We start from the raw sequence: 17,003 nt of genomic DNA, 5'->3' as shown, positions 1-17,003 counted from the left end.
AGTATAAATATCAGATATTTAAAAACACTATCTAATTGCTTTTATTACTCCATACAATTCAAACTATAGCCTAGTTAAAATTGTGGAACAGTAGTGGTACCAGTCATCTCTTTTTTATGACGATTACAACAGTACAAGTTGTGCTTTCACTATCTCCGCAGTGGCTTCCGGATACTCAAGCGGAAACATATGTCCGCCCTCGACCACTGAATAATTGATCCGATAAATCTTGTGCATGCCTTGAGGCAAACCCTGCTGATAAAACTGGCTCTGCTCTGCAGTCATCAGATGAATCGGCACTTCAGGTGGTCGTCTTGGCGTACGCCACCACCATGCCGGTACAGTCCGGAAAATCTCCGCTTCTACCTGTTTTGGAATGCTCAAAGTCACCCCACCGCGTTCAGGTTCTGGCTGAATGCCACTCTCGATATAATCAGCAAAACATTGCTCATCAAAATTGCTAAATAAGCGGTTTGATCTGAGTGCATCAACTGCGGCCTGTTTCGATGGCCAGTGATCCTTGCGTTTTAGCGTAATTCCTGCAGGTGTATAGCGATCGATACTTTTCAGATTCAGCTTTTTAACCAGTTCAAACATGGCGCTGTTTTTTCCAATAATAAATGGCGGATCCATAATTAACAGTTTGGAAAACAGTTCCGGACGTCGATACGCTGCCATCAAAGTCACCAGACCACCAAAGGAATGTCCAAGACCCACCACCTGCTGCTGAGGAAATTGCTGCTCGATATCTGCAATGACTTCATCGACCAGATAGCGCCAGTCTGGCGTAATCGGATATTGCGACTTCATGCCAATCAAGGGAATCGCTTTGACCTCATATTCTGGCTGGAAACAGTCCAGAAATTTCTGATAGGTTGCCGCAGGGATGCCATTGGCATGGGTAAAATGTAGGGCTTGTTTCATTATTTTCCAAACGCAGCGCGTATTCATCCTGAAATCATCGGATGAGCTTACTGATCTGAAAAGTCATGTGATAGTGCCAAAACGCTCAAAGCATGACCTTGAAGTCAGCTCTTCTTATTTTATTAAACGAATTTAAGATTTATTTCTGCGATACCGTCAAATGCTGCATGGCTAGAAAAGTCGCGCCGCAACTGGTCTTATCCCCTGCGATAAGCATTGCCCGTCCTTTGACAGTAATAGATAAATCGCTGGAGATTGCGGTGACCATGGTCTGGCATTTGGGACAATAATGCGTCATGCCATTTAAATGTACGGCGATGCCATTCATAATAAAAGACGGCTCACTTTCCACCACAATACCACCGTGAGTGGTTTTGGCACCGAGACCAATAAAGGCTTTGGACATGTTTATTATTTCTGGTTATTAGTTAGACTGATTTTAAACACAAGAAAAATGACAGGCCAGTATTCCCCGACCAAAACAATATAAAAGCCGAATTTCGGCCATAAAAAAAAGCAGCCCGAAAGCTGCATTTTTTAATTGCTTAAAACTTAAGGCTTGACGACGACCATCACCTGGATTGCTTCCGGGGTCACAGATAAACCATCCAGTAGGCTGAGACCTTCTTTCTGCAACTTCTGTAAACGTGAAATTTCATCTTCACGGATACTTGGATTAAACTGTTTCAGATAGGTCAGACGGTCAATTTCATATTGCCATTTATTGCCATACACTTCTTTGGCTTGCTGCTTGAAGTTTGGCAATGCACTACGTGCCAGTTCAAGTGCTTGCTGATAACGTGCCTCAATCACATCACGACGTGCTTTCACTACCTGGCGGCAGCTGTTGCCATCTAAATGGTGTAGATACGGCTTCAGGATTTCTGGCGCAATTTTTTGTGAAAGATCCTGACCTTTCTCGCTTAATAACACACGAACCAATTGTTGCGGCAGGCTTGATGGCAAGTTCAATGCTTTCGGTGCAACCACATCGACCTTGAACCAGACTTCCAGCAATACCGAACCTTGTGGCAGTGCCGCAGATTTCAATACCGCAACGTTGGTGCTACCAAAGCCTTGAGTATTGATCATTTCCATCACACTTTCAGTGAATGGATGTTCCAGGGTCAGGTATTGCGCATCTTCGCGGATTTGTGCCTGATCACGATAGAAAGTGGCAGTGATGCCTTCTTCATCCAGCGTCAAACCTTGAACCTGCATTTGATCTGTTGGCTTGATGATCACGGTACCGTTACTTTGCTCGTCAAAGTCAATATTCGTGGACGCCATAAAGCGTTTCATGAAGATCGGCAAAGTAGTATTGTCATCATAGTCTTCAAGTGCCTTGACAATTTCCTGTGCCACCACCGGACGGCAAGAGTTGTACTCTAGCAAACGGTCACGGCCTTCCTGCAATTCAGCTTCCAGCGCTTCACGTTGCACGCTGACTTCTTCCAGCAGGTCTTCAAACGCTTGACCTTTGTCTGCCAATAGACAGTCTTTCAAGCGAACAATAAAGTTTTCTTGCAAGGTTTGTGCAGTTGGGGAAATATTGCCGAAAATATTCAAGGCTTCGTTATACCAGCGGAACATACGTTCTTGCGCAGTTCCCACCAGATAAGGCACATGAATCTGAATCCGGTTTTCCTGACCGATACGATCTAAACGGCCAATACGCTGCTCTAAAACGTCCGGGTTGGCAGGAAGATCGAACAGAATTAAATCAGATGCAAACTGGAAGTTACGCCCTTCTGAACCAATTTCCGAACAAAGTAAAATCTGCGCGCCATACGAATCTTCAGCAAAATAAGCGGCAGCCTGATCACGCTCTAACAAGCTCATGCCTTCATGGAACATCGCGGTACGAATACCGGCATGTAAGCGAAGTACATTTTCCAGCGCTTCAACCACTGGCCCGCTACGCGCAATCAGTAAGACTTTCTTGTGTTTAAGATCGGTACGTAAACGCTCCATCAGCCACATCACGCGTGGATCGGCTTCCATCCATGCACCATCGAGCTGGGCTTCTTCAGGCCACATTTGCTCACGCAACTTACCATCTTTCGACCAGTGTTCCGGTGCTGGTAATGGTGCCGGCTGACAGTCACGACCCGGGAAGCCCTGAATGGCTTCACGCGTATTACGAAACAGGATACGACCGGTACCATGACGGTCTAAAAGTTCGTGAATGGCACGGAAACGCTGCTCAGGATGATCTTCAATTGAATGACCCAACAAGGCCTCAATCGCAGTCAAATGTTCTGCTTCAAGTGGCAGATTTGACATCAACACTTCTGCAATTTTAGCGGTGTGCTGATATTGCGCTTCTTCATCCAGGAAACGATCCAGCGAGTTAAAGCGCTGCGGATCGAGTAAACGCAGGCGTGCAAAGTGACTTTCTACCCCGAGCTGTTCCGGTGTTGCCGTCAATAACAATACGCCCGGCGTATGTTCAGCCAGTTCTTCGACCAGATCATAACGGTCATTACCGCCATCTTCTTCGCTCCACATCAAATGATGTGCTTCATCGACCACCAGCAAGTCGAAACCGGCTTCGAGCGCCTGTTCACGCAGATCTTCATGGTCGACCATCAAATCGACAGAGGCAATAATTTTTTGTTCGGTCAGGAATGGGTTTTGTTCAGGATCATGCTCTTTGATTGATGCAGTACGGGTCAAATCAAATAACGAGAACTCAAGATTGAAACGACGGCGCATCTCAATCATCCACTGATATTGCAGCGAATCTGGTACTAAAATCAGGATGCGTTCAGAACGGCCAGTTTTCAGCTGTTGATGGATAATCAAACCCGCTTCGATGGTTTTACCCAGACCGACTTCATCGGCCAGTAATACACGCGGAGCAAAACGCTGACCGACTTCATGCGCAATATACAACTGGTGCGGAATCAGGCCGACACGTGAACCGACCAAACCGCGCAGTGGACTGCTTTGCATATTGGCCTGCATCAGCAGCGCTTCAATGCGCAAGTCATACCATTCTTTATAATCGACCTGACTGGCCAGTAGACGGTCTAGAGGCTTGGACAGCTGGATGGTGGCACCAATGCGGGTTTCATTCAGCGATTTACGTTCTTCAGTCCCATCTTCCAGGGTACGAATGACGTGATAACGCACCACGCCATTGCGGTCTTCCACGGATTCTACAATCCATTTGGTTCCTTCCTGATCCTGTAATTCATCTTTCACATTAAATACGATACGAGATAAGGGTGCATTGCTACGTGCATAGACGCGAGTTTCATCGCTTTTCGGGAATAAAATGCTAACCGACCGCTCATCAACATCAATAAGAACGCCTAAACCGAGTTCTGTTTCAGTATCTGATAACCAACGTTGACCAATAGCAAATTGCTGCAATTTTTCCACCTTTATCTTAAGTACAAGATTATGAATATTAGGCTCAATCACGAAACGTCATTGGAGCAAAATTTCACACCTTCAAGCAATGTATTTTGACATAAAGCCCACTAAAAAGTGAGCATAATTCACGCCGATTCAAGAAGTATTTCCTAGAACGGCGCCGGACAATAAAATTCGACCAGCTGATCTGTTTGAGGATGATAAAAACTCAAACGTTCAGCATGTAAATGTAGACGCGAGCTGAGCTGTTGCTGTTCAGGTGTCGCATATAAGGTATCGCCGATAATCGGATGCCCCAGATATTGCATATGCACACGCAACTGATGCGAACGGCCGGTAATTGGCGTAAGTTTCACCCGAGTCACGGCTTGTTCCTGAATATTAAAGTGTTCGATCGCCTGCCAATGCGTGATGGCCGGCTTGTTATGTGCCGGATCTGCGATATGTAAGGGCGGACGGCTTGGGTCATATACCACGGGCACCTCAATGCTACCTTCACCTTCGAGTGTACCGGCAACCACGGCCTGATAGGTTTTGTCGGTCTGGCGTTCCTGAAACTGGCGGGAAATGGTTTTTTGTCCCCATTTTGTGAGACCAAACACGAGAATGCCGGAAGTATCGCGATCCAGTCGATGGATCAGTAAGGTTTTTGGTTCTATTTTTAATAATCGGTTAATCAGGCAATCTTGTAAATCTTCTGTTTTCCCGGGAACTGTGAGTAAACCTGCAGGTTTGTGGATGACCATGAAATCGTCATCACGATGTATCAGATGTTCGGTTAGAAAATTACTCAAAGTTCAATCCCAGGCTGATCGCGAAAAACAAGGCGGCCATGATAGAAAGCTTCGCCCATAATTACAATGCGCTTTTATATAAATGCTGATGAAATTTCCGATTTAGGTCATAAAAATGCTCAATCGCAGCGTATCAACCTGAGGATTGTAAAATGAAGCCTGCCAATTCATGCAAAGATGCATGCTGTCGTACATCTTCATAACGAATATTGGCACCATGTGCACGCCATACACCGACCAAACTCACCACGGCTACAGAGTCCAATCCATAATTTCTTAAATCGACATAGGAATCAATCTCCAGAGCATCTATGTCTAGCTGTTCTGCCACAGCCAACATAATACCTTTGGTTGATAAGATATAGTCTGAGGGCGCACTTAAATCCCACAACCGTGTCAGACTATAAGTATTTAAGTGATGCACACCTTGACTGGAAATATTTTCGATCCACTGAATATGCTGTTCCTGATTGGCCAATAAGATTGCATCATCGACCACACCTATTTGATCTGTCACACTCATCAAATGCGGTAAGATTTGCTTGAGCATCGGTGTGACCTGCCCTGTAAAAATCAGTTGTGGATGCGTGGAGGCATATTCACCAAGCTGTTGCATACCCTGCATCAGGTCATCACCATATAAATCGACAATGGGAATATCCAGTGCTTTGGCTTTATTGGTCAATTGAATCAAATTCGCCATGAGTCCACTTTCTTGTATGCCCTGTTGCATACGCAAGTTTTGTAATCCGACTAAGACCAAAACCGATTGGTTCGATGCAAGCTGCCATTTGGCTTGAGATGGGGCAAGTTGGATTTTTTTGGGTATTGGGTACAGCATGGGAGACTCTTATAAATACAAAATAACGTAATGATTCATGCTATGTGAGTTTAGCATCTATTTGAAAAACACTCTGATTGTACGAACATTTATTCTTATAGTTTTGTATAAGCACCATTATGTTAAATGGGCGTTAAAGTGGTTAAGTTAAAATACGAAAAATCATAAAAGTGAATAGATACTAATTTACGTCTTTAATAAGTGTGTAGAAAGAATTTGATAAATCACAGTTAAACTTCTGAATTAATGCGGAAATATAATAGTCTGAATCATCAGCTTCAAAATAAATAGTTTTATACTTTTTAAGTAATGTCTTAAACTCATGTTGAAAGAAAGCTAAATAGTAGTTCATACGATCTTCATACATCCCTCCTATATATGCGATTTCTATTAAATTATCATCTGAGTTACCAATAAGGACGTAAGCACAGAGATCGTAATAACTATTTAAGAGTATTCTTGATTGTTCTAAGTTTATATTTTCTAAATTTTCGAACAATTGATCAGGAGGAATTTCTTGAGCTAAACGATTAACACTTTCATGATATCGACTATAGTTAAAGTGGAATAATTTCTTAAACTCTATCCATTCATCTACAGACATGTGATTTAAGCTTTTGGTTCTTATTGTTTTTGGATCAGTAATAATTTCATTTAATCTAGTTAACTCAATCAAGTAAGAAGTTCTGGCAATATAAAAACCATGTAATTCGAGTAGCTCATGTAGGTGAGTATCCCTAGAATTAAGTAACAGTTGTAATCTTTTTAGTTTAGAGTTCTTCTCTAAAAAGTTGATCAATTTTGAGAATATACTAGGTTCTAAATAATCTTGCACGTCATGAAATAAAATATAATCACGATAAGGATGTATCTTATTAGTATAAAGCATTCCTAAAGCAATAATCGTATGATCTTTTATCACAACTACATGATAAAAACCTATCTTAGGTAAATGGTGCTCAATCAAATATTGCTGTAAAAGCTCATTCGTTTTTAAATTAAAATAGTAAGATTCTAAAATTTTAATATTCATTTTAATTGACTAACCTACTTTTAGATTGAAGTTCATTTCTACTCTTTAATTTTCCTAAAATCAACATAATACAACTTATACAAAATTCTATTTTTATTTTATATAATTCATAACCTTATTGTATATAGATAAGCCCAATTATAACTAATTGAGCTTTTTAGTTGATATTTCACGTTCCACGCTTCATTTTGGTATACTTTTAGATAAATTTATTGAGTTTAGATAATCAATTTTTTATCTTGAATTAAATTAGCTGCGCCAAAAACTTCTTAATCGCCACCTGCGCAATCTCTGCATCTTCAAATGATTTCACACCTGATACACCCATCGCACCCACCAGTTGCCCTTGATACAGAATCGGTTCGCCACCTTCCAGCATTCCCGAGAAACTTTCCATAGTCAGAAAGCCCATCTGCCCGCCTTTGATAATATCTTCAAACAGCTTGGATGGACGACGACTCATCGCCGAGCATCTGGCTTTTTCAATGGCCAGATTTGCAGTCATCGGTGCTGCACCATCCATACGTTTCATCGCAAGCAAATTGCCCGTTTCATCGACTACGGCAATACTGACATTGAAGCTGTTCTGAATTGCGTATTGATGGGCGTGATCCAATAGAAATTCCGCATCACTTAGAGTCAAATAGTGTTTGGTTTGCATGAATGAATATCCATAATTTTAGAATTTAATCTCCCCTAACCCTGAGCCAGATATGGCACAAGGAAAAGAGGGGAAATTTATTATTTGTACAGATAAAATTCCCTCCTTTGAAAAGGTGAAAAGCACCGCTTCGCAAGAGGGAGGATTTAAAAAAAATTAAAATTTAAGCTTTCATCTCAGCAAAAGTCTCGATCGCAGCCTGAATGGTAAATTCAATATCTTCATCGCTGTGTGCAGCCGAGAAGAAGCCAGCTTCGAATGCAGAAGGTGCTAAATTCACACCCCGATTCAACATGCCATGGAAAAATTTACGAAAAGCATCGACATCACATTTCAACATCGAATCAAAGCTGGTGATGTCTTCCTGATCGGTGAAGTACAGACCAAACATCCCACCGACCTGTTGGGTTTTAAAGGGTACGCCCGCCTCGTCCGCTGCTGCTTGTAAACCTGCAAGAAGTTTTGACAACTGCGCAGATAGGTTTTCATAGAAACCTTCAGCACGAAGATGCTTGAACATCTCAATCCCGGCACGCATTGCCAATGGATTACCCGACAATGTTCCTGCTTGATACACTTTACCCAGTGGCGCAATGCATTCCATCACTTCACGTTTACCGCCAAAGGCACCGACTGGCAGACCTGCACCAATGATTTTACCCAATGTGGTTAAATCCGGAGTTACGCCATAATGTGCCTGCGCACCGCCTAAGCCAACACGGAAACCGGTCATCACTTCGTCGATGATAAAGACTGAACCATGCTCATCACAAACATCACGAATCGCTTGCAGAAAACCGTCAATTGGTTTCACCAGATTCATGTTGCCTGCCACAGGCTCCACAATCACGCCGGCAATTTCAGCACCAAACTTGGCAAAGCATTCTTTTAAAGTCGCAATGTCATTGTATGGAAGCGTGATGGTATGCTTGGCAAAATCAGCTGGCACACCCGCAGATGTCGCTTCGCCCTCACCTTTAGTTAACAAGCCCGAACCTGCTTTTACAAGAAGCGAGTCTGAGTGACCGTGATAACAGCCTTCAAATTTTACAATCTTGTCACGGCCGGTATAACCGCGCGCTAAACGAATCGCTGTCATGGTGGCTTCCGTGCCCGAGTTGGTCATACGTACCAATTCAATCGACGGCATGATCTCGCAAATAATATCGGCAAGCGTGGTTTCATGAACTGTTGGCGCACCAAAGCTTAAACCATCTACTGCGGCCTGTTGAACGGCTTGAATAATTGCAGGATGGGCGTGACCCAGAATCATCGGTCCCCATGAACCGACATAGTCCACATAACGTTTTCCGTCTACATCATACAAATATGCGCCTTGGGCTTTTTCGATAAAGACCGGTGTACCACCGACGCCGTTAAATGCGCGTACAGGTGAATTGACGCCACCCGGAATATGTTTATTGGCTTGTTTGAACAATTGTTCTTGCTTTGGAGATAAGCTCATGAAGGCACTCGACTCAAAATTAAATCAATCAAAAAATTTTATGCTGTAGCTTGAAAAAGCGCAGACCATTCATCTAAACGTTCAGGAATGGCATTCATCGGTAAGCCCAATATATCACTAATCACGGCGCAATAATCCGCACCTGACTCAATGACTTCTTTGGAATTTTCAACCGTTAAACCGCCAATGGCACATAAAGGCACGTTCAATTTCTCTTTGGCCAGTTTTAAGGTTTCCAAGCCAATATTACCGGCTTCAGGTTTACTGTCGGTGGCATAGATGGCACCAAATGCCACATAGTTTGCACCATCGGCAATGGCCCGTTCAGCCAGCTCAAGCGAGTTATTACAGCTACGACCAATCAAGACATTTTTCGGCAAGCGTGCAACTGCCTCGACAATAGACCCGTCATCCTGACCCAAATGCACACCCACCCCGTATTTAACGGCCATTTCAAGATCATCATTAATCACAAAAAGCACACCATATTCAGCACACATGGCTTTCATATACTCGATTTCGTAAATTTGATCTTGTTTGGCGACTTTTTTACGGCGATATTGCAATACTGCAATGCCGCCATTGGCCATTGCGCCTTCCAGTTTTGCCAATAAAAGTTCTACGGGATCATCATTGGTAATTAAATATAAACCGCGCATCTTGCTCGCCACTTGCTAGGATGGCTCTATTATAGGCATAACTCGGTTTAATTGCCGCAGTCCTGCTGTTTCCGCGACCGGGTAGCAACAGATTTGCAGTTTTTTAGCGCAATTTTCCAGTTAAATCTAAAATATCACCATTTTCAGGGATATACCGACTATAAAATATGGGTTTTAATCGCTTTATAACAAAAATAATAAAGTGTTAATGCTTACGCCCTCCGACAAACGCTTTTAGGATTTTGCAGATAACTTGGTGGAGAAGTTGCAAAATTCTAAGAGCGGTTTTTTTTGCCTTTAAATTTTCAATATTGTTAAGCCTCTTTAAGATTAAACTCAAAAAGATTAAAAAATACCCAATTTCAGGGATGGCCCAATTAGCTCAAAGAGACTTAAATAGCGTTAGACACAGAAAATAACCAGAAAAATAAATACCTGTGTTGGTGACACCCGATCCTTTCTAGTTTTGAATAATACGTTTGTGGGGAGACGTTTCAAAGCTAGAAAGGATCATTTTCTTTATGTATGATCCGCATGACTTGTTCTATAAATATTTACGCAATAATGGCAACGAAGTCAGTAAATTTATTTAAAAAATAGAGACATAAAAAAAGCCCGGAGAAGGTCGCTCCAGGCTTGGAAAACTGTTTTATTCAGTAAACTATAACTTTTGATCAAATTCCATCAAACTGAATAAGCAATAACACAATTAATAGAATAATAAATGGCGACTTGCAAGTCTTTTATCGAAAGATCATGTTCCCTAGCCACACAATCCGATGAAAGTTACCTGAGTTTAACTTGAAATCTTATCGTATTTGCGATCAAGCAGACTGAGACGACCACGCAGGACATCCGCAAACATACGCCAGTCTGAAATAAAGCTATACACCGGCTGTTTAAAACTGGCCGGTTTATTGCGTTCAAAGATAAAATGGCCAATCCAGGCACAGGCATAACCCGAAAGCAAACCATAAGCAAAATATCGTGGTTTGCCTTGACGAATGGCTTGAGTAAAACAATATAGGCCGATACTGCTACCTGCGACATGTAAACGGCGACTGACCATATGCCGGTGTTCGGTCAAATAAAAGCGGTAAAACTCATGATAATTGCCAATCGGCATCTGGGGTTGATGCGCGATCACATGGGTATTCTCTGGCTGTACTTGTACATTCATTTCTCATCGTCCTGATGTTTTCTTTTACCTTAGCGTATATTTTGGCCAATTAACAGTCTCTTGATTTGCTCGAATATTCTTAGATATTTTCCAAGCAAAGCCGCAATTCCTCTCGCTTTGCAACCCTATTAACAGCTCAAAGCCAATATTTAAATTCCTGTTCAATATTTTTATATGCAGGTCAAGTCTTACATGCATTTTGATTTTGGTTACAATCTGCCACGCATACATCTAAAAATATAATTGCGGCGATTGCCCGCCGAATTTTCAGCATCTCATTAAAGCGAAAAATATCAGTACATGCTGGCGTGTACTAAACAGATAGGAAAATCATTATGGTTGAAGTTGAACTCAAGTTCCAGATTCCTGCGGCACGACGCACTGCGCTGCTCAAGGCACTTGATCCGAAAAAGTCTCAACAGATCCAGCTTCAAGCCAAATATTATGATACTGCCGACCGTCAACTGGCCCAGCACGGGGTAGCACTACGTCAGCGTCTGGAAGGTACGCGCTGGGTGCAAACCCTGAAAGCTGCCGGTAAAAGCCATATTGAACGCTTTGAACATAATCATGATCTGGGGGAATTAACTGAATCTCCTGAACTGGATTTAAGTATTTATACCCAGTTCCCAGAAGCACAGGCGATTCTGAGCCATGCGCTCGGCAATCAGTCTGATCAGCTACAACTGCAATTCGAAACCGATATTGCCCGCACCTTGCGTGTAATTGAATACCAAGACACACAAATCGAAGTCAGTCTGGATATTGGGCAGATCCGTACCCGAAATGCTGAACAAGAGGTACATGAAGTCGAGTTTGAGCTAAAAAGTGGGTTGATACACAATTTATTGGCATTCAGTTTTGAATGGGTCAAGAAATATCAGCTCTGGCTCGATGTACGCAGCAAGGCAGAAATTGGTAATTTATTGGCCACCTCACAACGCGTGAGCCCGGCCACCTTCGCCAAAGAGTTCCAGATCAGTAAAAAAGACAGCGCTGGTAAAACCCTATGCAGTCTGATTGCGCAGCAGATGCAACATTTATTGCCAAATATCGCCGCGATTTCAGCTCAGGTTGCACAGCAGGAACATATTCAGCAGGCTCAACTGGCACTGGATCAGCTATATCTCACTTTGCTGCTGTTTAAAGACTGGCATCCGCAGCTTTCGGACAAATGGGCACATCAAATGGCTGCCTTTAAGCAGCAGTTCGAGCATTTACAACATTTGCAGCATATGCAAAACAGCTTGGCCAGCTTCCTGCAAAATCCGACCACTGCGGAAAATCTGAGTAAAGATATTCTGTATGCTCAGGAAAAACTGGGCAATCTAGTCAAATCAACGCAAAATGTGCATCATTATCTGGAGTTATTGACTTTTAGTTTAACTGAAGATGAACATGCTGCTCTGGATTTAAAAACTGCTGCACAAACCACGCTGCAACAACAGTATAAAGTGCTGCAAGAACAGATGAACCAGACTGAAATTAACAATTTTGAAAGTCTGGATCAATTGGCAAGCCGGATTCAGGAACTCAAATTCAGCTTCCCGATTTTAACCACAATCTATGACGTCAAAAACTTGCAGAAGTACAGCAAAGCGCTGAATGATGCACAACTTGCAGCCGGTGAATATCAAACCTTGGCCTCTTCGGCAGTGTATATTCAGCAAACTGAACTGGAAGCGAGTGACTGGTTTGTATTAGGCTGGCTGACTGCTAAACAGGAAGTCTATGCCCAGAAACTGCTTGAGGCGACAGAACAGTTCCTGGTGAGCCGTAAATTCCTCAAATAAATATCTTTAAGAACATTTCAAAGCACGCTCCCTCTACGGCGTGCTTTTTTTGTTGCAGAAGCACATCACACTGTGGCTAATCTTTGAGCTATATTGATCTGTATAACCTACATCGAGAAGGAATGACCCGATGGCAGAAATAGAGCTTAAATTCCAGATTCCGTCACAGTCACGTGCACAATTTGAACAGGACTTCCAGAAGCTTCAGCCGACTCGGCATCGTTTATGTGCGCGCTACTTCGATACTGAAGCACAACAACTCCAACAAAATCAAATCGCCTTGCGACAACGTCTAGAAGACCAGCAATGGATTCAAACCCTGAAAGCACCTACTGAGCAGCAATTTGAACGTTTTGAACTTGAACATACATTAAAAAGCCCACCTGAAAGCTGTGATTTTCAGTTATATCGCAAACACAAACCGGCAAAAAAAATCCTGAAACAGGCGCTTGGCGATTTGGATATACCGCTTATTCTGCAATTTGAAACAGATGTCGCGCGTTATGTACTGACCGAAACACATCAAAATAGCCAGATTGAGATTGCCTTTGATGTAGGGGAAATTCGCCATAAGGATCAAGCCATTGATATTTATGAAGTCGAATTTGAGCTAAAATCCGGTCAATTGAGCGAATTGATTGATTTCATTCGGCCATGGATTCAACGTTATGATTTATGGCTGGATACGCGGAGTAAATCGGAACGCGGTTATGCCCTATTACAGGGTGAAGAAAGTCTGCCTGTGCAGCATCAGCTGCCATTAGAACTTGAGCAGAAAGATCAGATTGCTACTATTTTAAAGAAAATCGTAGCCAACTGTCTGGCTCATCTTTTTCCGAATGCAACTGCGATTGCCGCTGATCATTATAACAGCGATCATGTGCATCAGGCACGTGTCGCGATCCGGCGCTTACGCAGTGCCTTTAAAATTTTTCAGTCTGTGACTGAACATGTACAGCCAGAATGGCCGGAACAGCTGCGAGATATTTTTCAGCAACTGGGTTCTACCCGAGATCGCGATGCCCTTGCAGAAAGTCTGATTCCGCAACTGGAAAAAGCCGGCTCACCCTTATTAAAATTACCACCACACCGACAAAAACAGCCAGATATTAGCGCGCTGTTCAGACAAACAGCTACAGTGGACTTGATACTGCAACTACTCAGCTTTAGTCAGGAAAAAACGCATAGCAAAGCCAAATCTTCGCATAAAATTTTGTGTAAAGGTTTGAGCAAGTTACATCAGCAAATTTGTCAGGATGCCGAAAACTATCAGGAACTGGATATTGAATCGCGGCATCGCACCCGTAAACGGGTGAAACGCTTGCGCTATAACGTAGAATTTTTACAGAGTTTATTTCCTGAAAAGGATGTGAAAACTTATCTGAAAGCCCTAAAACCCTTACAGGAAAGCTTGGGGCATTATAACGACCTGTTTGTGGCAGACGAACTGTTTAGACCGTATGTCAAGCAAAATAGCAAAGCCTGGTTTGTGCTGGGTTGGATAAGCGCGGAACAGCAGCGTTTGTCGAGTGAAGCAGCCGAGCGTTTACAGCAGTTTGCTGAAAATACCAAACCCTTCTGGTAAAACCGGGCTAGCGATATTTACCAAACACTTTCCAGGTATTATTATCGGCCAGAGGGTCATTATAACTATCACTGCGTTGCTTACGTGGTTTATCACGGGCATCGATCAGCTCAAAATGTGGCTCGACACTCAGCACGATACCATTCACATAAAAACGGGTACGTGTATATTCACTTTGACCATGCTGAAACACATAAGTACGTAAGTCTACAAATTCGCGGTGTGCCACCAAAGCCGCGGTATCGTCACTGTCGAGCCAGTGTCGCATGGCTGCGATCTGTTCGGGTTCAAACTGCCCGCATTTTTCAATCAAGCTGGCCACACCACGAAAAGTTTTAGATTCTTTGGCCCGGGTTTTATTTAGCCTGATTCGGTCAACATGAAAATAAAACAGCGGCAAGTTTAAATGACTGGGAAGATGGATAGCATCTAGGGTTTCATCGTCCATGAAAGGTTGGAACAGATCCTGCGCCCTTTCAATCAGACCAAGCCACTGGGTGTAATATTCTTCGACCTGCGATTTGGTTCCATAATAAATCGGCAGACCTTCGACATTGGCCAGATTTGCCGGTGGCCAGATATTCTGGCGCAATAAGGCAATATCACTTTTCAGACTTTGTACCGCAATCGCATCCTGCATGGCATTCACTTTTATATGCTTAGGCTATTTTTAGATTAAGGCAAAGGTTTAGTTTCTGCAAGGCTTTGCCTATAATTAGCCATTAAGATTTTATGATGGTCAGGAAAAATTCATGGTTCAAAAGATTGAAGCAACCGATGTAACCGAAGAAGAAGCGTTAAATGCGGCATTCTTTGAACGTGCTGATGAATTTATTCAACAAGCCAACGAGTTTTGTCGCGTAGAAAAAGGCTCGCAGGAAAAACCGAGTGATAAGCGCGGTCAAGTCAGTGCAGCCATGTTATTTGGTACTGCCCGTTTCAATACCTGGGTGGCAGCGAATAACTTTAAAGATGGCAACGAAATGCGCGATGCCAAAGATCAGGTGATGTCTTATATTATGCAGCAATTCCAAATGATGCTGGAAGATAACTATGATGAATACTGTGAACAGTTCGAAAACTATTTGCGTTTCCGTCACAATGAAGAGTTTCATGCCAACAAGCATAACCATGATCACAAGCACGATCATTGATTAAAATACGAAAAGCCCCTCGGGGCTTTTTTATTTGCTGTAATTTATCATCTTGACTTCGAACTGATTTTAGCCCCATATAAATTGAATAATAAATACACTAAAACAAGGCATAGCATGCAGCAACTTCCCTTCCCGATCATTGACCCACATATTCACCAATGGGATCCGTACAACACCCCACACGCGGCAGCATTTGCCGTAAAACTGTTTGGCAAATATCCTAAATTACTGGACAAAATGGTGCGGCTGCTCAAACCTAAAGATGTGATTGAGACCATTGGCCTGACCGAGCATCTGACCGCCCCTTATCTGCCTGCGAACTACAACAAAGATCTAGGGCATTATGAAGTCGAACAAATTGTGCATGTTGAAGCCAGCTGGCATGATCAGAAAGGTACAGGCGTGGTTGATGAAACCCGTTTTGTGGCCGGACTTCCTTTTGATCAGCATAATATCCAGCTCGGTGGCATTATCGCTACGGCGGATCCGCGGCAGAAAAACTTTAAACAGTTGATTCAATTGCATCAGGAAGCTTCTCCAAAATTTCGCGGCATCCGTAAAATGGCTGCGGTACATCCAGACAAAGGCATTCATGCCTGGACCGATGAGCCGCATCTCTATCGCAACAAAGATTTCCTGAAGGGCTTTGAGGAACTGGCCCAGCAAGACTTAAGTTTTGATGCCTGGGTCTATTCGAGCCAGATTGCTGATGTGACTGCACTGGCTAAAGCCTTTCCTAAAACACCCATCGCACTAGATCACCTCGGTACGCCTGTCGGCTTATTTGGCAAGGTGGGCAAAGCTACAGGCAAGACCGAACAAGATCGCGCCCTGATATTTTCAAGTTGGCAAGATCAACTGGCTGAACTGTCCGAGTGCAGAAATGTATCGACTAAAATGTCTGGCCTGTTTATGCCCGTTCTAGGTCATGATTTTCATCAGCAGAAACGGTTAGCCAATAAACAGGAATTATTGGAACGTGCAGCTCCCCTGATTCAGCATGCTTTAGATTGCTTTGGTTCTGAACGCCTGATGTTTGCCTCCAACTTTCCAATGGACAGTGTCAGCAGCTCACTCGTGAATATCATTGATGCTTTTAGCGATATTGTTCAGGACTATGATGAAAACGCGTTAAAGCCAGTTTTTTATGAGAATGCGAAAGCATTTTATAAATTATAAGAAGCGTCTGGATTTTTAAAGAAAGAAGGAAAATACATATGCTCTGGGAGGAAATAATCGCGAGTCCCCGATCAGATAGGCTTTTCTATACTTGCTGAGCAATCTTTTCTAGTTTAATCGCATCATATTATTACCAACATATTATTCACCTTCCCTTTAATAAAGATATCGCTGTTGGAGCAATATTAGTATCAGCTGGGATTTTCCTGTTTCTTTTTGCCACTTTCTGGTGGAACTTACCCAGTGCTGTGCTATCTGGCGTTTTAAGTAGAATCCTGCTTACCAGAAAAGCAACTTAAATTAGAGCTTTTAATTATATTGAAGAATAAAAAATCCCCTTAAGTAAGA

15 protein-coding genes are annotated in these 17,003 nt (G+C 42.8%); 4 read left to right on the top strand and 11 right to left on the bottom strand.

Features of this window, described 5'->3' with window-relative positions:
- Positions 1–123: 123 nt before the first annotated feature.
- The 10 genes from FTU87_RS00940 to FTU87_RS00895 all read right to left on the bottom strand — a co-directional run bounded on the left by FTU87_RS00940 (position 124) and on the right by FTU87_RS00895 (position 10,941).
- Positions 124–924, bottom strand: coding sequence for an alpha/beta fold hydrolase (locus FTU87_RS00940; protein ID WP_180075174.1), 801 nt, complete (start codon positions 922–924; stop codon positions 124–126).
- Between the two features lie 139 nt (positions 925–1,063).
- Positions 1,064–1,330, bottom strand: a complete 267-nt coding sequence (locus FTU87_RS00935; protein ID WP_180096493.1) for a PAAR domain-containing protein — start codon at positions 1,328–1,330, stop codon at positions 1,064–1,066.
- A gap of 146 nt (positions 1,331–1,476) precedes the next feature.
- A complete protein-coding gene (gene rapA / locus FTU87_RS00930; protein ID WP_180096492.1) occupies positions 1,477–4,314 on the bottom strand; it encodes an RNA polymerase-associated protein RapA in 2,838 nt (945 codons plus the stop codon).
- A 143-nt stretch (positions 4,315–4,457) separates the two neighbouring features.
- A complete protein-coding gene (locus tag FTU87_RS00925; RefSeq protein ID WP_100355067.1) occupies positions 4,458–5,102 on the bottom strand; it encodes an RluA family pseudouridine synthase in 645 nt (214 codons plus the stop codon).
- Between the two features lie 133 nt (positions 5,103–5,235).
- A complete protein-coding gene (locus FTU87_RS00920; protein ID WP_180000382.1) occupies positions 5,236–5,943 on the bottom strand; it encodes a phosphopantetheine-binding protein in 708 nt (235 codons plus the stop codon).
- 181 nt (positions 5,944–6,124) lie between these two features.
- Positions 6,125–6,976, bottom strand: coding sequence for a hypothetical protein (locus FTU87_RS00915; RefSeq protein ID WP_100329723.1), 852 nt, complete (start codon positions 6,974–6,976; stop codon positions 6,125–6,127).
- A 244-nt stretch (positions 6,977–7,220) separates the two neighbouring features.
- The gene (locus FTU87_RS00910; RefSeq protein WP_180096491.1) at positions 7,221–7,637 is read right to left on the bottom strand and encodes a heme-binding protein; all 417 of its coding nucleotides are present in this window, start codon (positions 7,635–7,637) and stop codon (positions 7,221–7,223) included.
- A gap of 163 nt (positions 7,638–7,800) precedes the next feature.
- Positions 7,801–9,102, bottom strand: coding sequence for a glutamate-1-semialdehyde 2,1-aminomutase (gene hemL / locus FTU87_RS00905; RefSeq protein ID WP_159137917.1), 1,302 nt, complete (start codon positions 9,100–9,102; stop codon positions 7,801–7,803).
- Positions 9,103–9,140: 38 nt separating this feature from the next.
- Complete coding sequence (gene thiE, locus FTU87_RS00900) at positions 9,141–9,761, bottom strand: thiamine phosphate synthase (protein ID WP_179999552.1); 621 nt, start codon at positions 9,759–9,761, stop codon at positions 9,141–9,143.
- 796 nt (positions 9,762–10,557) lie between these two features.
- On the bottom strand, positions 10,558–10,941 hold the full coding sequence (locus FTU87_RS00895; RefSeq protein WP_005171513.1) for a DUF962 domain-containing protein: 384 nt from the start codon (positions 10,939–10,941) through the stop codon (positions 10,558–10,560).
- A 335-nt stretch (positions 10,942–11,276) separates the two neighbouring features.
- Between FTU87_RS00895 and FTU87_RS00890 the strand changes: the two genes are divergently transcribed.
- Both FTU87_RS00890 and FTU87_RS00885 read left to right on the top strand, forming a co-directional pair.
- Complete coding sequence (locus FTU87_RS00890) at positions 11,277–12,734, top strand: CYTH domain-containing protein (protein ID WP_100329727.1); 1,458 nt, start codon at positions 11,277–11,279, stop codon at positions 12,732–12,734.
- Between the two features lie 130 nt (positions 12,735–12,864).
- Positions 12,865–14,319: a CYTH and CHAD domain-containing protein gene (locus tag FTU87_RS00885; RefSeq protein WP_074382955.1), complete on the top strand. Its 1,455-nt coding sequence runs from the start codon at positions 12,865–12,867 to the stop codon at positions 14,317–14,319.
- Positions 14,320–14,326: 7 nt separating this feature from the next.
- Here FTU87_RS00885 and FTU87_RS00880 read toward each other — a convergent pair whose 3' ends face one another.
- Complete coding sequence (locus FTU87_RS00880) at positions 14,327–14,959, bottom strand: hypothetical protein (RefSeq protein ID WP_005096604.1); 633 nt, start codon at positions 14,957–14,959, stop codon at positions 14,327–14,329.
- Positions 14,960–15,071: 112 nt separating this feature from the next.
- On the opposite strand from FTU87_RS00880, the gene FTU87_RS00875 reads away from it, so the two are divergent.
- Together FTU87_RS00875 and FTU87_RS00870 are read left to right on the top strand one after the other, a co-directional pair.
- Positions 15,072–15,473, top strand: a complete 402-nt coding sequence (locus FTU87_RS00875) for a DUF3144 domain-containing protein (protein ID WP_005096603.1) — start codon at positions 15,072–15,074, stop codon at positions 15,471–15,473.
- Between the two features lie 117 nt (positions 15,474–15,590).
- Entirely contained in the window at positions 15,591–16,655 is a 1,065-nt protein-coding gene (locus tag FTU87_RS00870) for an amidohydrolase (protein WP_005171518.1), read from the top strand.
- The last annotated feature ends 348 nt before the right edge of the window (positions 16,656–17,003 follow it).

The sequence above is a fragment of the Acinetobacter sp. YH12156 genome (assembly GCF_013418235.1).
GTDB classification, from domain to species: Bacteria; Pseudomonadota; Gammaproteobacteria; order Pseudomonadales; family Moraxellaceae; genus Acinetobacter; species Acinetobacter pseudolwoffii.
The sequence above is the reverse complement of the archived record's forward strand: the minus strand, read 5'-3'. Positions and strand labels throughout refer to the sequence as shown.